Here is a 15,756-nt window from a genome sequence, read left to right on the forward strand (position 1 = left end):
CTCTACCGCGCCGTGCCGTTGCGCGGTTTGTAGAAGAGAAAATCCCCGGTCTCGGTGGTCTTCACATAGGCCCGCGCCCAGTCTGGCGACACACGCCGGTCATGAAAGTACAGCGCACCGCGGGTGCGGTCATCCAGTTGCCGGTTCAGGGCTTTGCGCGCGATTTCCTTGGCGATGGCATAGCGGTTTTCTTCCTGCACCGAGTCCGAGCGCCCGTCGCACCACCAGGAAAACTGGCAGTTACCGGTCTCCGAGCCCTGCTTGACCACACCACAGACCGTATCGGGAAAGCCGTTGTGACCGAGGCGGTTCATCACCACGCTGGCCACCGCTTCCATGTCCGCCGGCTTGCCACCTTTCGATTCCCAGTAGATGCTGCGCGCCATGCAGGTGATGGCGTCGTCCAGGGCTGCTGCGCCAGCCGGGTCGACCGCCTGGACTTCGCTCTGGGTAATGGCTTTGCTCTTGGGCGCTGGCGGCGCATCGGGTTGCACGGCAGCTTTGTGTTCCAGTACCTGGGCCTTTTCTTCGGCCACCTGGGCTTTGGGTTCTGCGGCCAGGGTCAGCGGGGCTGAGAAGGCCAGTAGCAGGCAGGCTACAATCGTTGGCAGGCGCATAGGGGACCTTTGCAGGTGAGGGAGGCAAAACTTCCCGTTACAGGGTCGACCGCACGGCGCTCAAAACATTCCAGCTGTTCGACGACGGGTGACTTCGCGCATCATGGGCGCAGTCCGTTCCAAGGGAGAATTGCATGCGCGTCCTGTCATCCGTTTTGCGTCTGGCCAGCCTGCCGCTGGCCCTGGCGTTCGCTAGCGTAGCCCAGGCCGATGAGCCGGCGCAGTTGATCGATTCGATCAACAGCTACCGCAGTCAGCCGCAGAAATGCGATAAACAGGTGTCCCTTGAGCTGCCGCCACTGGTCAGCGATCCCCGTCTGGTGCTGCCAGCTACCGGCAGCGTGGATTTGCGCTCGGCGCTGGCACAGGCCAACTACCCGATGGTCAGCGTCCAGGCCATTACCCTCAATGGTCCCCAGGATGCTCAGGCCGCGATGAAAGCGGTACAGGAAAGCTTCTGCCAGGTCGTACTGGCCCCGCAGTTCATCGATATCGGCGTCAGCCAGCAGGGCCGCGATTGGCGTATCGTCCTGGCGCGGCCGCTGCTGGCCGGGAAGCTGGGCGACTGGCAGGCCGAAGGCCAGAAGCTGCTGACGATGATCAACAGCGCCCGCAGCCAGCAGCGCCAGTGCGGCGGCCAGACCTTTGCAGCCACCACGCCGCTGGCCTGGAACGCAGTCCTGGCCGGGGTGGCTGAAAGTCATACACGGGCCATGGCCAACCAGAACTTTCTCGATCACGTCGATCGCGATGGCCGCACCCCGGGTGACCGGGCGGAGCTGGCCGGCTATGCCGGTCAGGTGAACGGCGAGATCATCGCCGCCGGCCAGGACACCCCGCGCAAGGTGGTCGATGGCTGGCTGGCCAGCCCCGGCCATTGCGCCAACCTGATGAACCCGCAGTTCAGCGAGCTGGGTGCTGCCTATGCGGTCGATCCGAAGAGCGATGCCGGGATCTACTGGACGGCGATGTTCGGCGCGCCATAAGCGCGCTCTTCAGCTGTAGTGCAGGTCCGTGCGCTTGAGCAGTTGCTTGCAGCGCTCGGACAGATGCACCACGCGCAGGTGCTTGCCGTTGTTGCTGTAGCGCTCGCGCAGGGTCTTGAGCGCGGCAATCGCCGAGTAGTCGACAAAGTTCAGGTGCTGGCAATCGAGGGTCACCTGCGCCGGGTCGTTGGCCGGGTCGAACTGGTTGAGAAACGGCGTGGTCGAGGCGAAGAACAAGGTGCCGTGCACCCGGTAGAGCTTGCTGCCGTCACTTTCCAGGTGGCTGTCGGCGTACAGCTCGCGCGCTTGCTGCCAGGCGAAGTTGAGCGCGGCGATAACGATGCCGAACAGCACCGCGGTGGCCAGGTCGGTGAGCACGGTGACCACGGTTACGGCGATGATCGCCAGCATGTCGTTTGCCGGCACTTTGTGCAGGACCCGCAGCGAAGCCCAGGAGAAGGTCTGCTGCGCCACCACGAACATCACCCCGACCAGCGCCGCCAGCGGAATACGCTCGATCAGCGGCGAGAGGAACAGCACGAACATCAGGATCATCACCCCGGCGACCACCCCGGACAAGCGTCCGCGACCGCCGGAGCTGAGGTTGATCGCAGTCTGGCCGATCATCGCGCAACCACCCATGCCACCGAACACACCGGAGGTCATGTTGGCCACACCCAGGGCCACGCATTCGCGGTTGGGGTAACCGCGGCTTTCGGTGATCTCGTCGGTGAGGTTGAGGGTCAGCAGGGTTTCCAGCAAACCCACCAGCGCCATCAGGATCGCGTAGGGCGCGATGATCTTCAGCGTCTCAAGGTTCCATGGAATGTCGGGCCAGCTCAGCACCGGCAGGCCGCCGGCGATGTGGGCCAGATCGCCCAATGTGCGGGTCGGCAAATCGAGCAGGTAGACCCCGGCGCCGACGCCGAGGATCGCGATCAGCGCTGGAGGCACGCTGCGGGTCAGGCGCGGTAGCACGTAGACGATGGCCATGGTCAGCGCCACCAGGCCGGCCATCAGGTACAGCGGCGAGCCGCTGAGCCAGGCACCGTCATGCTTGAAATGCTCAAGCTGGGCCAGGGCGATGATGATTGCCAGACCATTGACGAAACCGAGCATCACCGAATACGGCACCATGCGCACCAGCTTGCCCAGGCGCAGCAAACCGAAGGCAATCATGATCAGCCCGCCGAGCAGCACTGTGGCCAGCAGGTACTGCACACCGTGCTGCACCACCAGGGCGACGATGACCACGGCCATCGACCCGGCCGCGCCGGAAATCATCCCGGGGCGGCCACCGAGCAGGGCGGTGAGGGTGCAGATAATGAAGGCGCCATAAAGGCCCATTAGCGGATTGAGATGCGCCACCAGCGCGAAGGCGATGCACTCGGGCACCAGGGCAAAGGACGTGGTAAGGCCGGCCAATATGTCGGCGCGGAGAGAGGTTGTTCTCATGGAGGGGAAGGCTGCCGGCGAAAAAGGCTAGGATGCTACGGAAGTTCCTGGCAGCGGACCAGTGTTCAAATGGAGGTGAACCAATGAAATTCGTGGTTGTTGCTCAGCATAGAAGCGAGTACCCAGCGCCCATTACCTTTGCCAAGGGCGCCGAGTTGGTCGTTGGCGAATGTTATGCCGGTGAGGAAGGCTGGGATAACTGGTACTTGTGCAGTACCCCCGGTCAGCAGGACGGCTGGGTGCCGGGCCAGGTGATCGAGCGCTTGGACGGCAACCGGGGCAGGGCGCTGGAGGATTATTGTGCCCGCGAGCTGGATGTTGATCCGGGCGATAGCCTGGTGGGCGGTCGGCAGTTGAATGGTTGGGTGTGGAGTTGCAGAGACGCCGATGGCGCGACGGGGTGGGTGCCGCTGGCTGCGGTACAACCGGTAATCTAGGCCGCCCCATCGCCGACAAGGCCGGCTCCCACAGAGTTCGGTGATCACCCTGATAAATTGTGGGAGCTGGCCTTGCCAGCGATGGGGCGCGTAGCGGCCCCGGATCAGGCCATCGCCGCCAGCATCAGCTCCAGGTTCTGCACCGCCGCCCCCGAAGCGCCCTTGCCGAGGTTGTCGAACACCGCCGTCAGCAGCACCTGGCCGTGAGCCTCATTGGCAAACACCGCCAGACGCAGATCGTTGCTGTCATTCACCGCCTGTGGATCGAGCATCGGCGCTGCCTCGCCATGTTCCAGTGCCGCCACCTGTACATAGCGCGAGCCATGATAGTGCTGACGCAGGCAGTCATGCAGGCGAGCAGCACTCGCCCCTGGCGGTAGCAGGCGGGTCTGCAAGGCAATGGTCAGGGCGATGCCCTGACGGTAGCTGCCATAACTGGGCACAAATACAGGCCGCTGCGACAGACCGGCATGCTGCTGGATCTCCGGCACATGCTTGTGATCCAGGTTCAGGCCATACACCAGCACCCCTTGCGGCGCTTGCACGCCCGGTGTTTCGTGGCGCTCGACCGCTGCACGGCCACCACCGGAATACCCCGAGACGGCATTGACGGTCAGTGGGTAATCAGCTGGCACCAACCCTGCGGCCACCAATGGTCGCAACAAGGCAATCGCGCCGGTGGGATAGCAACCAGGGTTGCTGACCCGCTTGGCCTGGGCGATTCGTTCGGCCTGCTGCTCGTCCAGTTCAGGCAAGCCATACACCCAGCCTGCCGTGGTGCGGTGCGCGGAGCTGGCATCGATCACCCGTACCTGCGGGTTGACGATCGCCGCCACCGCCTGGCGTGCGGCGTCGTCGGGCAGGCACAGAATCGCCACATCGGCACTGTTGATCGCCTCGGCGCGGCGCTGTGGGTCTTTGCGCTCGCTGTCGGGCAGGGTCAGCAAACGCAGGTCATCCCGACCGTGCAGGCGGGCGTGGATGAGCAGGCCGGTGGTGCCTTGGTCGCCATCGATAAAGACTAGAGGCTGGTGCATGGTGCTCTCAAACAATCAGTACTGGGAGTGCCTATGCTCGCGCCGATCTGGACGAAAGAAAATTTGAATATCATGATGCTGACATTCATAAATACTGAATGATCAAAGCCTATGCGTGAAATCAGCCTCGACCGCTTGCGCACTCTGGTGGTGATTGCCGACCTCGGCTCCTTTGCCCAGGCCGCGCGCGTCCTCAACCTGGCGCCGCCCACTGTCAGCCTGCACATTGCCGACCTCGAAGCGCGCATCGGTGCGCCGCTGCTGACGCGCAAGCGCGGGCAGGTCCATCCGACGACCATTGGCCAGACCTTGCTTGAGCGCGCGCGCCGGCTGTTGGCCGATGCCGAACAGGCGCTGGATGAGGTGCAACGTCAGGTTCAGGGCCTGAGCGGCCGCGTGCGCCTGGGCGCGTCGACTGGTGCCATCGCCCATCTTCTGCCGCAAGCACTGGATATTCTTGGCGTGCGCCACCCCGGCATCGATGTGCAGGTGCAGGTGCTGACGTCGCGTGAGTCGGTGGGCCGCCTGCAGGATGGCACCCTGGACCTGGGGCTGGTGGCACTGCCGCAAGCGGCGGTCAAAGGCGTGCAGATCCAGCCCTGGCGCCGCGACCCGATCATGGCCTTCATTCCGCTCAGCTGGGCGCCGCCGGCGCGCATCACACCGGCCTGGCTGGCCAGTCGCGCATTGATCCTCAATGACAGCACCACGCAGTTGTCACGGGTGACCAGCGAGTGGTTCGCCACGGCGGGCTTGCAACCGGATGCGCGGATCCAGCTCAACTACAACGACGCGATCAAGAGCCTGGTGGCGGCCGGTTACGGTGCCACCTTGCTGCCCCATGAAGCCCGCGCGCCGGAGCCCGACTCACGCTTGTGCATGCGTCCGCTGCGTCCGGGTTTGTGGCGACATCTGGGGATTGCCAGCCGCCAGGGGCAGGTCGAGCAGAGCAGCGCCTATGTACTGCAGGTGTTGCTCGAGCTGGCGGCGCAGGACAGCCGCTAGACCAGGCGAATCCGGCTGCCGCGCTGCTGCCCGGCGCGCTCGCCCAGACGTTCCTGGACAAACGCCAGGGCTTTGCGCTCCAGCTGATCGAGGTGGCGGTCGCGTTGCTTCTCGGCATCGACCATGGCCCGTTTGCCATGCTGCTTGAGCAAGTAGCTATGGATCTGCTGCACTTCGACCGTGCGGTAGATCGGCGCAACATCGAGCATCGCGACCACGCCATCGCTGGCATATTCGCGGGTGTTCATCAGCACCTGAGGGCCGCGTGCGGCAATCACGGCAAAACCCATGGCCTCGAAGTACGCCACCTTGTTCACCGCGCAGGCCAGCTCCGCATGGGGGTAGCGTTCGCTCATCTGCGCAAGCATGGCCCGGGCGATGCCCTGGCGGCGGTACTGGCTGCGCACGGCCAGGTAAGCCACGCTGCAGGCTTGCGGATCGTCCTGCAGCGGCAGGTACAGGAGAAAGCCGGTGACGGTGTGTGGATCTCGCGGGTCGGTAGCGACGATCAGTTCGACGCACAACTCGCCTGGGCCGCCCATGGCCTCCAGGTACTGGTGCACTTCAAAGCCGATGGCGTACTGGTAGAGGTTGTACAGCGGGTTGCTCGGGGGGATGGCGACAGCGCTGATGTCGGTCAGGTTATCGACCACCATCTGCAGGATCTGGCTCTTGATCGACTCCTCGGGCGGGGCGACAAAGTGGGTGAGGGCGAACATGAAGGCAAACTCCAAACGAAAAAGCTTGGGGCAAGTCTACAGGTCTGGCGTCGTGGATGCAGGTTATCGCGGGGCAAGCCCGCTCCCACAGATCAACTGTGGGAGCGGGCTTGCCCCGCGAAAGGTCTTCACCCCTGTTTCTTGATGATCACATCGGCAATGCTCGCCGGCGCCTCGGCGTATTTGGTGAACTCCATGGTGTAACTGGCCCGGCCCTGGGTCATGGAGCGCATCTGTGTGGAGTAGCCGAACATCTCGCCGAGCGGCACTTCGGCGCGAACCACCTTGCCGGCCGGGCTGTCTTCACCTTCCTGGATCAATCCGCGGCGGCGGCTCAGGTCGCCGAGGATATCGCCCTGGTACTCTTCGGGTGTCACCACCTCGACTTTCATCACCGGCTCCAGCAGCACCGCGCCGCCTTTTTGCGCCAGTTGCTTGGTGGCCATCGAGGCTGCGACCTTGAAGGCCATCTCGTTGGAGTCGACATCGTGGTACGAACCATCGAACACCGTGGCCTTCAGGCCGATCAGCGGATAACCGGCCAGTACCCCGTTTTTCATCTGTTCTTCGATGCCTTTCTGGATCGCCGGGATGTACTCGCGAGGCACCACGCCACCGACCACTTCGTTGACGAACTCCAGGCCTTCCTTGCCTTCTTCGGCCGGTGCGAAGCGAATCCAGCAGTGGCCGTATTGGCCACGGCCACCGGACTGGCGGACGAACTTGCCTTCGATCTCGCAGGTGTTGCGGATTTTCTCGCGATAGGCCACCTGCGGCTTGCCGATATTGGCCTCGACCCCGAATTCGCGCTTCATGCGGTCGACAATGATGTCCAGGTGCAGCTCACCCATGCCGGAAATGATGGTTTGTGCGGTTTCTTCATCGGTACGCACGCGGAATGACGGGTCTTCCTGGGCCAGCTTGCTCAGGGCGACGCCCATTTTCTCCTGGTCGGCCTTGGTCTTGGGTTCTACCGCCACCGAGATCACCGGGTCAGGGAAGTCCATGCGTTCGAGGACGATCGGCTGGTTGATGTCGCACAGAGTGTCGCCGGTGGTGACGTCCTTCATGCCGATCAGCGCGGCGATGTCGCCGGCGCACACGTCCTTGATCTCGGCGCGCTGGTTGGCGTGCATCTGCACCATACGGCCGATACGTTCCTTCTTGCCCTTGACCGAGTTGAGCACGGCGTTGCCGGAGCTGAGCACGCCGGAGTAGACCCGGGCGAAGGTCAGGGTGCCGACGAAGGGGTCGGTGGCGATCTTGAACGCCAGCGCCGAGAACGGTTCGTTGTCGTCGGCATGGCGTTCCAGGTGCTTGTCTTCGTGATCCGGGTCGGTGCCTTTGATCGCCGGGATTTCCGAGGGGGCCGGTAGGTAGTCGATCACCGCATCGAGCATCAGCGGCACGCCCTTGTTCTTGAACGACGAGCCGCAGATGGCCGGGACAATCTCATTGGCCAGGGTGCGTTTACGCAGCCCGGCCTTGATCTGTTCGTTACTCAGTTCCTGGCCATTGAGGTACAGCTCCATGAATTCGTCATTGGCCTCGGCGGCGGCTTCGATCATGTGCGCGCGCCATTCATTGGCAAGCTCGAGCATGTCGGCCGGGATCTCTTCTTCGCGGTAGGTGGTGCCCTGGTCGTCTTCGTTCCAGTAGATGGCCTTCATTTTCACCAGGTCGATCTGGCCTTTGAAGTTTTCCTCGGCGCCAATGGACAACTGGATCGGCACCGGATGGTGACCCAGGCGTTTGTCGATCTGCTTGACCACGCGCAGGAAGTCGGCGCCCTGGCGGTCCATTTTGTTGACGTAGGCCATACGCGGCACGTGGTACTTGTTGGCCTGGCGCCAGACCGTCTCCGACTGCGGCTCGACGCCATCGGCGCCACTGAACACCACCACTGCACCGTCGAGCACGCGCAACGAGCGCTCCACCTCGATGGTGAAGTCGACGTGGCCGGGGGTGTCGATGATGTTGAAGCGGTACTTGTCGGGAAACTGCTTGGTCGAACCTTGCCAGAACGCCGTGGTGGCGGCGGAGGTAATGGTGATTCCGCGTTCCTGTTCCTGGGCCATCCAGTCCATGGTCGCGGCACCGTCGTGCACTTCGCCCATTTTGTGGTTGACCCCGGTGTAGAACAGGATGCGTTCGGTGGTGGTGGTCTTGCCAGCGTCAACATGGGCAACGATGCCGATGTTGCGGTACAGCTCGATGGGGGTGGTGCGCGCCATGATGGGTCACCTGTACGTGATGCGTCAGACAATTAAGAGGGTATTCCCAAGGTAGCAGAAGTGAGCCGGCTTGCACGGCGCTGCATGGTTGAACCGGGATCATCCATAGCCTGAGTAACCATCGGTTGTAATGCACCCGGCGTCTGACGCTTAATCGTTCTATCCGCTTGCCGATGGAGCATGACAATGCCGCTGCAACAACCTGTGAACGTCTGGTGCCAGACTCATCCGCTGATCGCCGAGCTGGTGGCGTTGCGCCCGACCAGCTGGTTCAACCCGCAGCTTGCGCCAAGCGCGCAGGCCCTGGGGGATGTGCCGCTGAGCAGGCAGGACGTGCGTGAGGCCAGTGAGCGTTTGCAGCGTTTCGCGCCGTTTATCCAGTCGGCGTTTGCTCAAGCAGCGGCCAGCGCCGGCATAATCGAGTCGCCCTTGTTGCCGTTGCCGGCGCTACAGGGCGTGCTGCGCGCCGAATATCAGTTGCCTGAAGGCGGTGCGCTGTGGCTCAAGGCCGACAACCTGTTGCCGATTTCCGGCTCGATCAAGGCCCGCGGCGGCATCTATGAGGTGCTCAAGCACGCCGAAGACCTGGCCCTGGCGGCCGGGCTGCTGCAGCCGGGTGATGATTACGCCAGGCTCGACAGTGCCGAGGCGCGGGCCTTCTTTGGCCAGTACAGCATTGCCGTGGGTTCTACCGGCAACCTCGGCCTGTCGATTGGCATCATCAGTGCGCGCCTGGGCTTCAAGGCCACGGTGCACATGTCGGCGGACGCCCGCCAGTGGAAGAAGGACCGCTTGCGCGCCCATGGCGTCGAAGTCCGTGAATACAGCGCCGACTACAGCGTCGCGGTGGAGCAGGGGCGGCGCGAGGCCGAGGCGGACCCGCTTTGCCATTTCGTCGACGATGAGAACTCGCGCAACCTGTTCCTCGGTTATGCCGTGGCGGCCGAGCGCCTGCAGCGCCAGTTGGTTGAACAGGGCATTGCGGTGGATGCCGAGCATCCGTTGTTTGTCTACCTGCCCTGTGGGGTGGGCGGTGGTCCTGGTGGCGTGGCGTTCGGCCTGAAACTGGTGTTTGGCGATGCGGTGCATTGCCTGTTCGCCGAGCCGACCCATTCGCCGTGCATGTTCCTTGGTGTCTATACCGGGCTGCACGATAAGGTTTCGGTGTATGACTTCGGCATCGACAACCAGACCGCAGCCGACGGCCTGGCGGTGGGCCGGCCTTCGGGCTTTGTCGGGCGGGCGATGCAGCGCTTGATCGACGGTTACTACACCGTTGACGACGCCACCTTGTACCGTCAGCTGGCGCAGATGCAGGCGTGTGAAGGCCATGAGCTGGAGCCTTCGGCGCTGGCCGGTGTGTCGGGTATGGTCCGGGTGCTGCAGGAACAACAGGGTTATCGCCAGCGCCTGGGCCTTACTGAAGAGCGCATGACACGGGCGACCCATCTGGTCTGGGGCACGGGTGGCAGCATGGTGCCGCGTGAGGAAATGGACGCCTACCTGGCCAAGGGCCGCGTCGAACTGGCCGGACAGTAACCATGCTCAATCTGCCGCCGCGCCTTGGCGCCCGTCTGACCGGGGCGCAGTTTGCCAACCTGCACACCTTCGCCGTGGCCGCGCGGCACTTGAGCTTTACCCTGGCGGCCGAGGAGTTGTGCCTGACCCCGAGCGCCGTCAGCCACCGCATCGCCCGGCTTGAACAGGCGCTGGAGCAGCGTTTGTTCGAGCGCCTGACCCGGCGGATACGCCTGAGCGCCGAAGGTGAGCGTTTGTACCAGCTGGTGCAGGGATTGCTGGAGGACCTGGAAGAAGCCCTGCAACCTGACGCGACGGCCACCGTCAGCGGTGCGTTGACCCTCTACGCCCGGCCGTCCATCACCCAGTGCTGGCTGGTGCCGCGGCTGGCGGACTTCCAGCAGCGCTATCCACAGATCAGCCTGGATATCCGCACCGGCAACGAGGCGGTGGATTTTCGCGCCCGGCATATCGACCTGGCGTTGCTCTACGGTGATGGCGATTTTCCCGGCCTTGCCAGTGAGCTATTGATGAGCGAACAGGTAGCGCCGGTGTGCAGTCGCCAGTATGCCGAGCGTCATGGCCTGATCGATGCGCCGCAGCGCTTGCAGCAGTGCACGCTCTTGCATGATGCATTGGCCTGGGATCACGCGGCGTTCGACGCCGAATGGCAGCGCTGGGCGCGTCGGCATGATGCCCTGGCGTATCTGCCGAGTGGCGGTTTGACCTTCGATCGCGCTGATCTGTGTGCGCTGGCTGCGAGCAACCATGTGGGCGTCGCCATGGGCCGTCGGCACCTGGTGCAACCTTTGATCGATCAGGGGCAGTTGATCTTGCCGTTTGGCGATTTCGAAGCGGCTGCCGGACAGGGCTATTACCTCGTGCATCCGCCGCGCGAACCGTTGCTGGTACGGGTACGGGTGATGATCGAGTGGTTGCGTGAGTGTGCGCGGTGATGGGCTGATTTCATTGGATCAGTGGGGGCCAAGCTTCCACTGTTTGTATTTCTCAGGCATACACACCGCACAGGGGCGATAGCCCGCTGCGCGGGCTGCTTCGGCATCGAGAAAAAACACCCGATGCTTTACATATCCACCGCGGGCAATTGCCCGCAACGCCCCCGGACAATCCAGGCGCCCATAGATCTTGCTGCGCCGGTGCCCGCCAAACTGCCCCGGCTGTTCGCTCAGGTATTCGACGCCATTAGCGCCTAACAGCCGCCACAGCCTGCTGTTCATACCCATACCCTGCCGGTGGGAGCGGGCTTGTCCCGCGATTACAGTCTGTCAGTCACATCGCCTCGCGGGGCAAGCCCGCTCCCACCCCTTAGAACCAGCGGTCGTTGCGCTTGCGCCCCCGGCTCAGGGCCGGAAGGATCAGGCCGGCGAGCAAGCCGGCACCGGCGATGCCACCGCCGTAGACCATATAGCGCATCAATACCTGTTTGTTCTCATCGCCCAGGCGCGCCTGGGTGCTGCGCAGTTCCGACTGGGTGTCGCTCAATTCGGCATTGAGCGCCTTGTTACGGGCTTCCAGTTCATCGATCAGGGCTTTGCGCGAGTCGAGGGTTTCCTGCATGCCCTGCACGCGGGTCTTCCAGCTGTCGTCAATGGTTGTGAGTTGCGCGCTCAACTGGCCGACCTGTTCGGTCAGCTGCGGCAGACGTTCGGCCTGGCCGGGAACCGCCTGCAGGTCGCTGCTGGTGATCCAGACGATATCGCCGGACTCGCCACGCACCTGGCTGTAGTTGCCCTGGGTGTCGAGCAGGGTGACTTTCTGCCCGGACTTGAGGTTGCCGACGATCCGGTGGCCGTTGGTTGGCCCGCTGCGCACGAAGGTGGTCAGGCTGTCGCTGACCCAGCGCTCGCTGCTGGTGGGCGCTTCTTCGGCCTGCGCAGTAGCGCTCAGGGCAATCAGGGCGCCGATCAGGCCGATGGCAAGTCTGTTGCGCGGGCGCAGGGAAGAAGTGAAAACAGGGGCATGCGCCGCAGGAACAGGACGAGAGATAGGCATGATGGTCTTCGCGTGAAATAAAAAATATAGCCCGATGATTGGGCCGGTGAACACGGGCGAGCACGCAAGCCGCCAGCTGAAAGACCACGTTTCTGCAGGCAGGTTCACTGAAGGGGGTAGGAAAATGGTAGCAAATGTTGCGGGCACAGGCTGTGCCCGCAACTCAGGGGAGGGCAGGAATCAGGTCACGACGCGGTAGCAGGGCACGTACTCGGCGCCTCCGGGCAGCTTCATGCGGTGCTGGGCGACGAAGGCTTCCAGCAGTTTGCCCAACGGGTGCAAGACCGCCGAATCGCCATGAATCTCGTACGGACCTTTTTCTTCGATCAGGCGGATACCCTTGTCCTTGACGTTGCCGGCGACAATGCCGGAGAACGCCCGGCGCAGGTTGGCGGCCAGTTCGTGGGCGGGCAGATTACGGCGTAATTGCAGGCCGGCCATGTTCTCGTGGGTCGGGTCGAAGGGGCGCTGGAAGCTTTCTTCGATCTTCAGCAGCCAGTTGAAATGGAACGCATCGTTGCGCTCGCGGCGGAACTGCTTGACCTCTTTGAGGCCCTCAACCATCTGTCGGGCCACTTCGGCCGGGTTGTCGATGATGATCTGGTAGTAGTTGCCGGCCTCGTCGCCGAGGGTGGCCTGGACGAAGGCGTGCAGCTGCTGCAGGTACGGCTCGGCGCTTTTCGGCCCGGTGAGGATGACCGGGAACGGCAGGTCGCGGTTGTCCGGGTGCATAAGGATGCCGAGCAGGTAGAGGAACTCTTCGGCAGTCCCGGCGCCACCGGGGAAGATGATGATGCCGTGGCCGACGCGCACGAAGGCTTCAAGACGCTTTTCGATATCCGGCAGGATCACCAGCTCGTTGACAATCGGGTTGGGCGCTTCGGCGGCGATGATGCCCGGCTCGGTCAGGCCCAGGTAGCGGCTGCTGCTCATACGCTGCTTGGCATGGGCAATGGTCGCGCCCTTCATCGGCCCTTTCATCACGCCGGGGCCGCAGCCGGTGCAGACATCCAGCTTGCGCAGGCCGAGCTCGTGGCCGACCTTCTTGGTGTACTGGTATTCCTCAGTGCTGATCGAGTGACCGCCCCAGCACACCACCATCTTCGGCTCCACGCCCGGGCGCAGGGTGCGGGCGTTGCGCAGCAGGTGGAAGACGTAGTCGGTAATGCCCTGGGAGCTTTCCAGGTCGATGCGCTGGCTGGCCAGCTCGCTTTCGGTGTAGACGATGTCGCGCAGGGCGCTGAAGAGCATTTCGCGTGTGCTGGCGATCATCTCGCCATCGACAAAGGCATCGGCCGGGGCATTGAGCAGCTCCAGGCGCACGCCGCGATCCTGCTGGTGAATACGCACCTCGAAGTCCTTGTAGGCTTCGAGGATGGTCTTGGCGTTATCGACGTGCGCGCCGGTGTTGAGGATTGCCAGCGCGCACTGGCGGAACAGGGTGTACAGGCTGCCGGAACCGGCTTCACTCAGTTGCTGTACTTCTCGTTGAGACAGTGTTTCCAGGCTGCCTTTTGGGCTGACAGATGCATTGATAACTTCACGTTGGGGCATTCTGGGTTTCCTGTGAGCGGGTAAACGTCCATCTTCTGAATAGCACCATACCGACAAATTGTCGCAGCAACGAGTGTCTTGTCAGTCAGGAGCGCTCTGCGGCGCGCGGATCGGCTTTCCAGCCGACGGCATGCAGGGCCTCAAGCAGTTGTTCGGGTTTCAGCGCCAGCGCTTGCTGGCCATTGGCTTGCAGGTCGGTAGCGGCCAGCATCGCGTTGAGAATGGCCTCTTCGACAGCGTCGGCAGCGGCGCTGAACAGGGCCGAGATATGGTCGTTGTTGACCATCTGCACCGTGGTGGTCGGTACGCCCGGGCGGCCGACATTGGTCACCGGCAGATCGCTGTTGCCCACCGAGAAGGCCACGAAGATATCGCCGCTGGTGTCCTCGGTACCGCCACCGACCCGCGCCAGGCCGACACTGGCACGCTGGGCCAGACGGGTGCACTGGTGGGGCAGCAGCGGGGCATCGGTAGCCAGGGTCACGACAATCGAGCCCATACCGGCTTCACCGATGTTGTCGCTGCCACGAAACGGCGAGGGCAGCTCGCCCAGCACCTGGCCGACCGGATAACCGCCGACCCGCAGGGCTTCACGTACACCATAGTTGGCTTGCACCAGGGCACCGACGGTCCAGCCACCGGCTTCAGCGCTCAGTACCCGCGAGGAGGTCCCGATGCCGCCCTTGAACTCGTGGCAGATCATTCCGGTGCCGCCGCCCACGCAGCCTTCGGCCACCGCTCCGCTGCGGGCATCGGCCAGTGCGGCATGGACGTGTTCGGCAGTGACATGCTGGCCCCAGATGTCATTGAGCACGCCGTCGTAGGTTTCCAGCACTGTCGGCATGCACCAGTAGGTGCGTTGCTTGCCCAGTTCACGCTCGGCCGCCACCAGCGCATCGCGGACCACGCCGACACTGTGGGTGTTGGTGTAGGCGATCGGGGTGGTCAGCAGGCCGGCCTCGCGAATCCACTCAAGGCCGCTGGCATCGCCGTTGCCGTTGAGCACATGCACGCCGGCGAAGCACGGTTGCAGGTGCGCCGGTTGCGGCCGCGGCTCGATCACGGTGACGCCGGTGTGTACCGATTGTTCGCCGTTTTCGCGGTGGATCGTGTGATGGCCGACGCGCACGCCAGGGACATCGGTGATGGCGTTGAAGACGCCGGGTTTGCCCATGCCGATACGAATGCCCAGGTCACGAATACGCATTGCTTCACTGCTCCATCGGGAAGGTTCGAAGGCCGCTCGCTGCGCTGTTTGCCCCGCGATCATGGCGTGCATGACAAACGGGGCGGACAACCGCAATACTGCGTGCCGGTATGCAGAGTCTAGGAACTCGGACCGCCGTTGGCGATTACCCCCAATCGTTACCCCCCAGGAGTTATCGGTGCAGACGCTATTCGAAGCAGCAGCCCATCATCATGGGCTGGCCAAGGTGATCGGAGAGTTGGGACGGCCGGGGTTCTGGCAACAGACCCTGATGCTGCTGAACCAGATGCTGCCGTTCGACAACGGCCTGGTGATTTTTGCCGAGAACGACTGCGCGCCGGTGGTGCTGGCCGAGTTCGACCGCGGTTTCAGCGATGCCCCGTCGCCCATGCCGCTGTACCTCAGTGGCCTGTACCTGCTCGACCCGTTCAACCAGGCCATGCAGGACGGCCTGGCCGACGGCGTCTACCGCATGGAAGAGGTGGCGCCGGACGAATTTCGCCAGAGCGACTATTTCCAGAACTATTTTCGCTCGGCCATCGGCGAGGACGAGCTACAGTTGATCCTTAACCTGGCGCCGGGGCAGCGGCTGGCGATTTCTCTGGGCGCGAGCCAGCGTTTTGAAACTGTACACCTGGGCCAGATGACCCTGTATGCGCCCTGGCTGTTGGCGTTGTTGCGCCAGCACTGGCAACTGCAGAACCCGACCCAGGAACATGACGCTCAGGTGACCCCGGTGGAGCGCGCGCTGGAGCATTTCGGCAGCGATACCCTGTCGGCCCGTGAGCTGGAAATCGCCCGTCTGGTATTGCGTGGCAACTCCAGCAAAGCGATTGCCAAGCGTCTGGCCATTTCCCAGGAAACGGTGAAAGTGCACCGCCGCAATCTGTACGCCAAGCTGGGTGTTTCATCCCAATCGGAACTGTTCAGCCTGTTTCTGCAACGGCTGACGCAACCGCAACCACAGGAGTGAG

General features: G+C 63.3%; 15 protein-coding genes. 6 read left to right on the forward strand and 9 right to left on the reverse strand.

The features are described from left to right. Positions 1–2 precede the first annotated feature (2 nt). The gene (locus ACVI9W_RS22600; protein WP_461531271.1) at positions 3–617 is read right to left on the reverse strand and encodes a cell wall hydrolase; all 615 of its coding nucleotides are present in this window, start codon (positions 615–617) and stop codon (positions 3–5) included. Positions 618–751: 134 nt separating this feature from the next. On the opposite strand from ACVI9W_RS22600, the gene ACVI9W_RS22605 reads away from it, so the two are divergent. Further along, positions 752–1,603 (forward strand): CAP domain-containing protein, encoded by an 852-nt coding sequence (locus ACVI9W_RS22605; protein WP_157192143.1) that lies wholly within the window; start codon positions 752–754, stop codon positions 1,601–1,603. 9 nt (positions 1,604–1,612) lie between these two features. Here the strand turns inward: ACVI9W_RS22605 and ACVI9W_RS22610 are convergent, their stop codons facing one another. Continuing rightward, positions 1,613–3,058: a SulP family inorganic anion transporter gene (locus ACVI9W_RS22610; RefSeq protein ID WP_461531272.1), complete on the reverse strand. Its 1,446-nt coding sequence runs from the start codon at positions 3,056–3,058 to the stop codon at positions 1,613–1,615. Between the two features lie 83 nt (positions 3,059–3,141). Here ACVI9W_RS22610 and ACVI9W_RS22615 point away from each other — a divergent pair, with 83 nt between their 5' ends. Next, the gene (locus ACVI9W_RS22615; protein WP_461531273.1) at positions 3,142–3,495 is read left to right on the forward strand and encodes an SH3 domain-containing protein; all 354 of its coding nucleotides are present in this window, start codon (positions 3,142–3,144) and stop codon (positions 3,493–3,495) included. Between the two features lie 104 nt (positions 3,496–3,599). Here the strand turns inward: ACVI9W_RS22615 and argC are convergent, their stop codons facing one another. Then, complete coding sequence (gene argC, locus ACVI9W_RS22620; protein WP_461531274.1) at positions 3,600–4,532, reverse strand: N-acetyl-gamma-glutamyl-phosphate reductase; 933 nt, start codon at positions 4,530–4,532, stop codon at positions 3,600–3,602. A gap of 111 nt (positions 4,533–4,643) precedes the next feature. On the opposite strand from argC, the gene ACVI9W_RS22625 reads away from it, so the two are divergent. Then, on the forward strand, positions 4,644–5,537 hold the full coding sequence (locus ACVI9W_RS22625; RefSeq protein WP_038609864.1) for a LysR family transcriptional regulator: 894 nt from the start codon (positions 4,644–4,646) through the stop codon (positions 5,535–5,537). Here ACVI9W_RS22625 and ACVI9W_RS22630 read toward each other — a convergent pair. After that, the gene (locus ACVI9W_RS22630; RefSeq protein WP_461531275.1) at positions 5,534–6,256 is read right to left on the reverse strand and encodes a GNAT family N-acetyltransferase; all 723 of its coding nucleotides are present in this window, start codon (positions 6,254–6,256) and stop codon (positions 5,534–5,536) included. The genes ACVI9W_RS22625 and ACVI9W_RS22630 overlap by 4 nt on opposite strands. 128 nt (positions 6,257–6,384) lie before the next feature. Beyond that, positions 6,385–8,490 carry an elongation factor G gene (fusA, locus tag ACVI9W_RS22635; RefSeq protein ID WP_461531276.1) on the reverse strand — a complete coding sequence of 702 codons (2,106 nt, stop codon included), beginning with the start codon at positions 8,488–8,490 and terminating at the stop codon, positions 6,385–6,387. 186 nt (positions 8,491–8,676) lie between these two features. Between fusA and dsdA the strand changes: the two genes are divergently transcribed. Together dsdA and dsdC are read left to right on the forward strand one after the other, a co-directional pair. Continuing rightward, positions 8,677–10,029 (forward strand): D-serine ammonia-lyase, encoded by a 1,353-nt coding sequence (gene dsdA / locus ACVI9W_RS22640; RefSeq protein ID WP_461531277.1) that lies wholly within the window; start codon positions 8,677–8,679, stop codon positions 10,027–10,029. A gap of 2 nt (positions 10,030–10,031) precedes the next feature. Further along, positions 10,032–10,964: a DNA-binding transcriptional regulator DsdC gene (gene dsdC, locus ACVI9W_RS22645; RefSeq protein ID WP_461531278.1), complete on the forward strand. Its 933-nt coding sequence runs from the start codon at positions 10,032–10,034 to the stop codon at positions 10,962–10,964. Between the two features lie 18 nt (positions 10,965–10,982). Here dsdC and ACVI9W_RS22650 read toward each other — a convergent pair whose 3' ends face one another. From ACVI9W_RS22650 to ACVI9W_RS22665, 4 genes are all read right to left on the reverse strand, one after another. Further along, positions 10,983–11,246 (reverse strand): Ada metal-binding domain-containing protein, encoded by a 264-nt coding sequence (locus tag ACVI9W_RS22650; RefSeq protein WP_461531279.1) that lies wholly within the window; start codon positions 11,244–11,246, stop codon positions 10,983–10,985. An 88-nt stretch (positions 11,247–11,334) separates the two neighbouring features. Further along, on the reverse strand, positions 11,335–12,021 hold the full coding sequence (locus ACVI9W_RS22655) for a TIGR04211 family SH3 domain-containing protein (protein ID WP_461531280.1): 687 nt from the start codon (positions 12,019–12,021) through the stop codon (positions 11,335–11,337). 180 nt (positions 12,022–12,201) lie between these two features. After that, positions 12,202–13,575, reverse strand: coding sequence for a nucleotide 5'-monophosphate nucleosidase PpnN (gene ppnN, locus ACVI9W_RS22660; protein ID WP_157192153.1), 1,374 nt, complete (start codon positions 13,573–13,575; stop codon positions 12,202–12,204). An 85-nt stretch (positions 13,576–13,660) separates the two neighbouring features. Continuing rightward, entirely contained in the window at positions 13,661–14,782 is a 1,122-nt protein-coding gene (locus ACVI9W_RS22665) for a DmpA family aminopeptidase (RefSeq protein WP_461531281.1), read from the reverse strand. Between the two features lie 178 nt (positions 14,783–14,960). Between ACVI9W_RS22665 and ACVI9W_RS22670 the strand changes: the two genes are divergently transcribed. After that, positions 14,961–15,755 (forward strand): helix-turn-helix transcriptional regulator, encoded by a 795-nt coding sequence (locus ACVI9W_RS22670; RefSeq protein WP_461531282.1) that lies wholly within the window; start codon positions 14,961–14,963, stop codon positions 15,753–15,755. Position 15,756: the final 1 nt, after the last annotated feature.

It is taken from the genome of Pseudomonas sp. 210_17 TE3656, from assembly GCF_054821965.1.

Bases quoted from the DNA above. Each gene is read 5' to 3' on its own strand.
- fusA (WP_461531276.1), bottom strand. From the start codon at position 8,490: ATGGCGCGCACCACCCCCATCGAGCTGTACCGCAACATCGGCATCGTT.
- ACVI9W_RS22650 (WP_461531279.1), bottom strand. From the start codon at position 11,246: ATGAACAGCAGGCTGTGGCGGCTGTTAGGCGCTAATGGCGTCGAATAC.
- ACVI9W_RS22655 (WP_461531280.1), bottom strand. From the start codon at position 12,021: ATGCCTATCTCTCGTCCTGTTCCTGCGGCGCATGCCCCTGTTTTCACT.
- ACVI9W_RS22605 (WP_157192143.1), top strand. From the start codon at position 752: ATGCGCGTCCTGTCATCCGTTTTGCGTCTGGCCAGCCTGCCGCTGGCC.
- ACVI9W_RS22600 (WP_461531271.1), bottom strand. From the start codon at position 617: ATGCGCCTGCCAACGATTGTAGCCTGCCTGCTACTGGCCTTCTCAGCC.
- ppnN (WP_157192153.1), bottom strand. From the start codon at position 13,575: ATGCCCCAACGTGAAGTTATCAATGCATCTGTCAGCCCAAAAGGCAGC.
- dsdC (WP_461531278.1), top strand. From the start codon at position 10,032: ATGCTCAATCTGCCGCCGCGCCTTGGCGCCCGTCTGACCGGGGCGCAG.
- argC (WP_461531274.1), bottom strand. From the start codon at position 4,532: ATGCACCAGCCTCTAGTCTTTATCGATGGCGACCAAGGCACCACCGGC.
- ACVI9W_RS22615 (WP_461531273.1), top strand. From the start codon at position 3,142: ATGAAATTCGTGGTTGTTGCTCAGCATAGAAGCGAGTACCCAGCGCCC.
- ACVI9W_RS22665 (WP_461531281.1), bottom strand. From the start codon at position 14,782: ATGCGTATTCGTGACCTGGGCATTCGTATCGGCATGGGCAAACCCGGC.
- dsdA (WP_461531277.1), top strand. From the start codon at position 8,677: ATGCCGCTGCAACAACCTGTGAACGTCTGGTGCCAGACTCATCCGCTG.
- ACVI9W_RS22625 (WP_038609864.1), top strand. From the start codon at position 4,644: ATGCGTGAAATCAGCCTCGACCGCTTGCGCACTCTGGTGGTGATTGCC.
- ACVI9W_RS22630 (WP_461531275.1), bottom strand. From the start codon at position 6,256: ATGTTCGCCCTCACCCACTTTGTCGCCCCGCCCGAGGAGTCGATCAAG.
- ACVI9W_RS22610 (WP_461531272.1), bottom strand. From the start codon at position 3,058: ATGAGAACAACCTCTCTCCGCGCCGACATATTGGCCGGCCTTACCACG.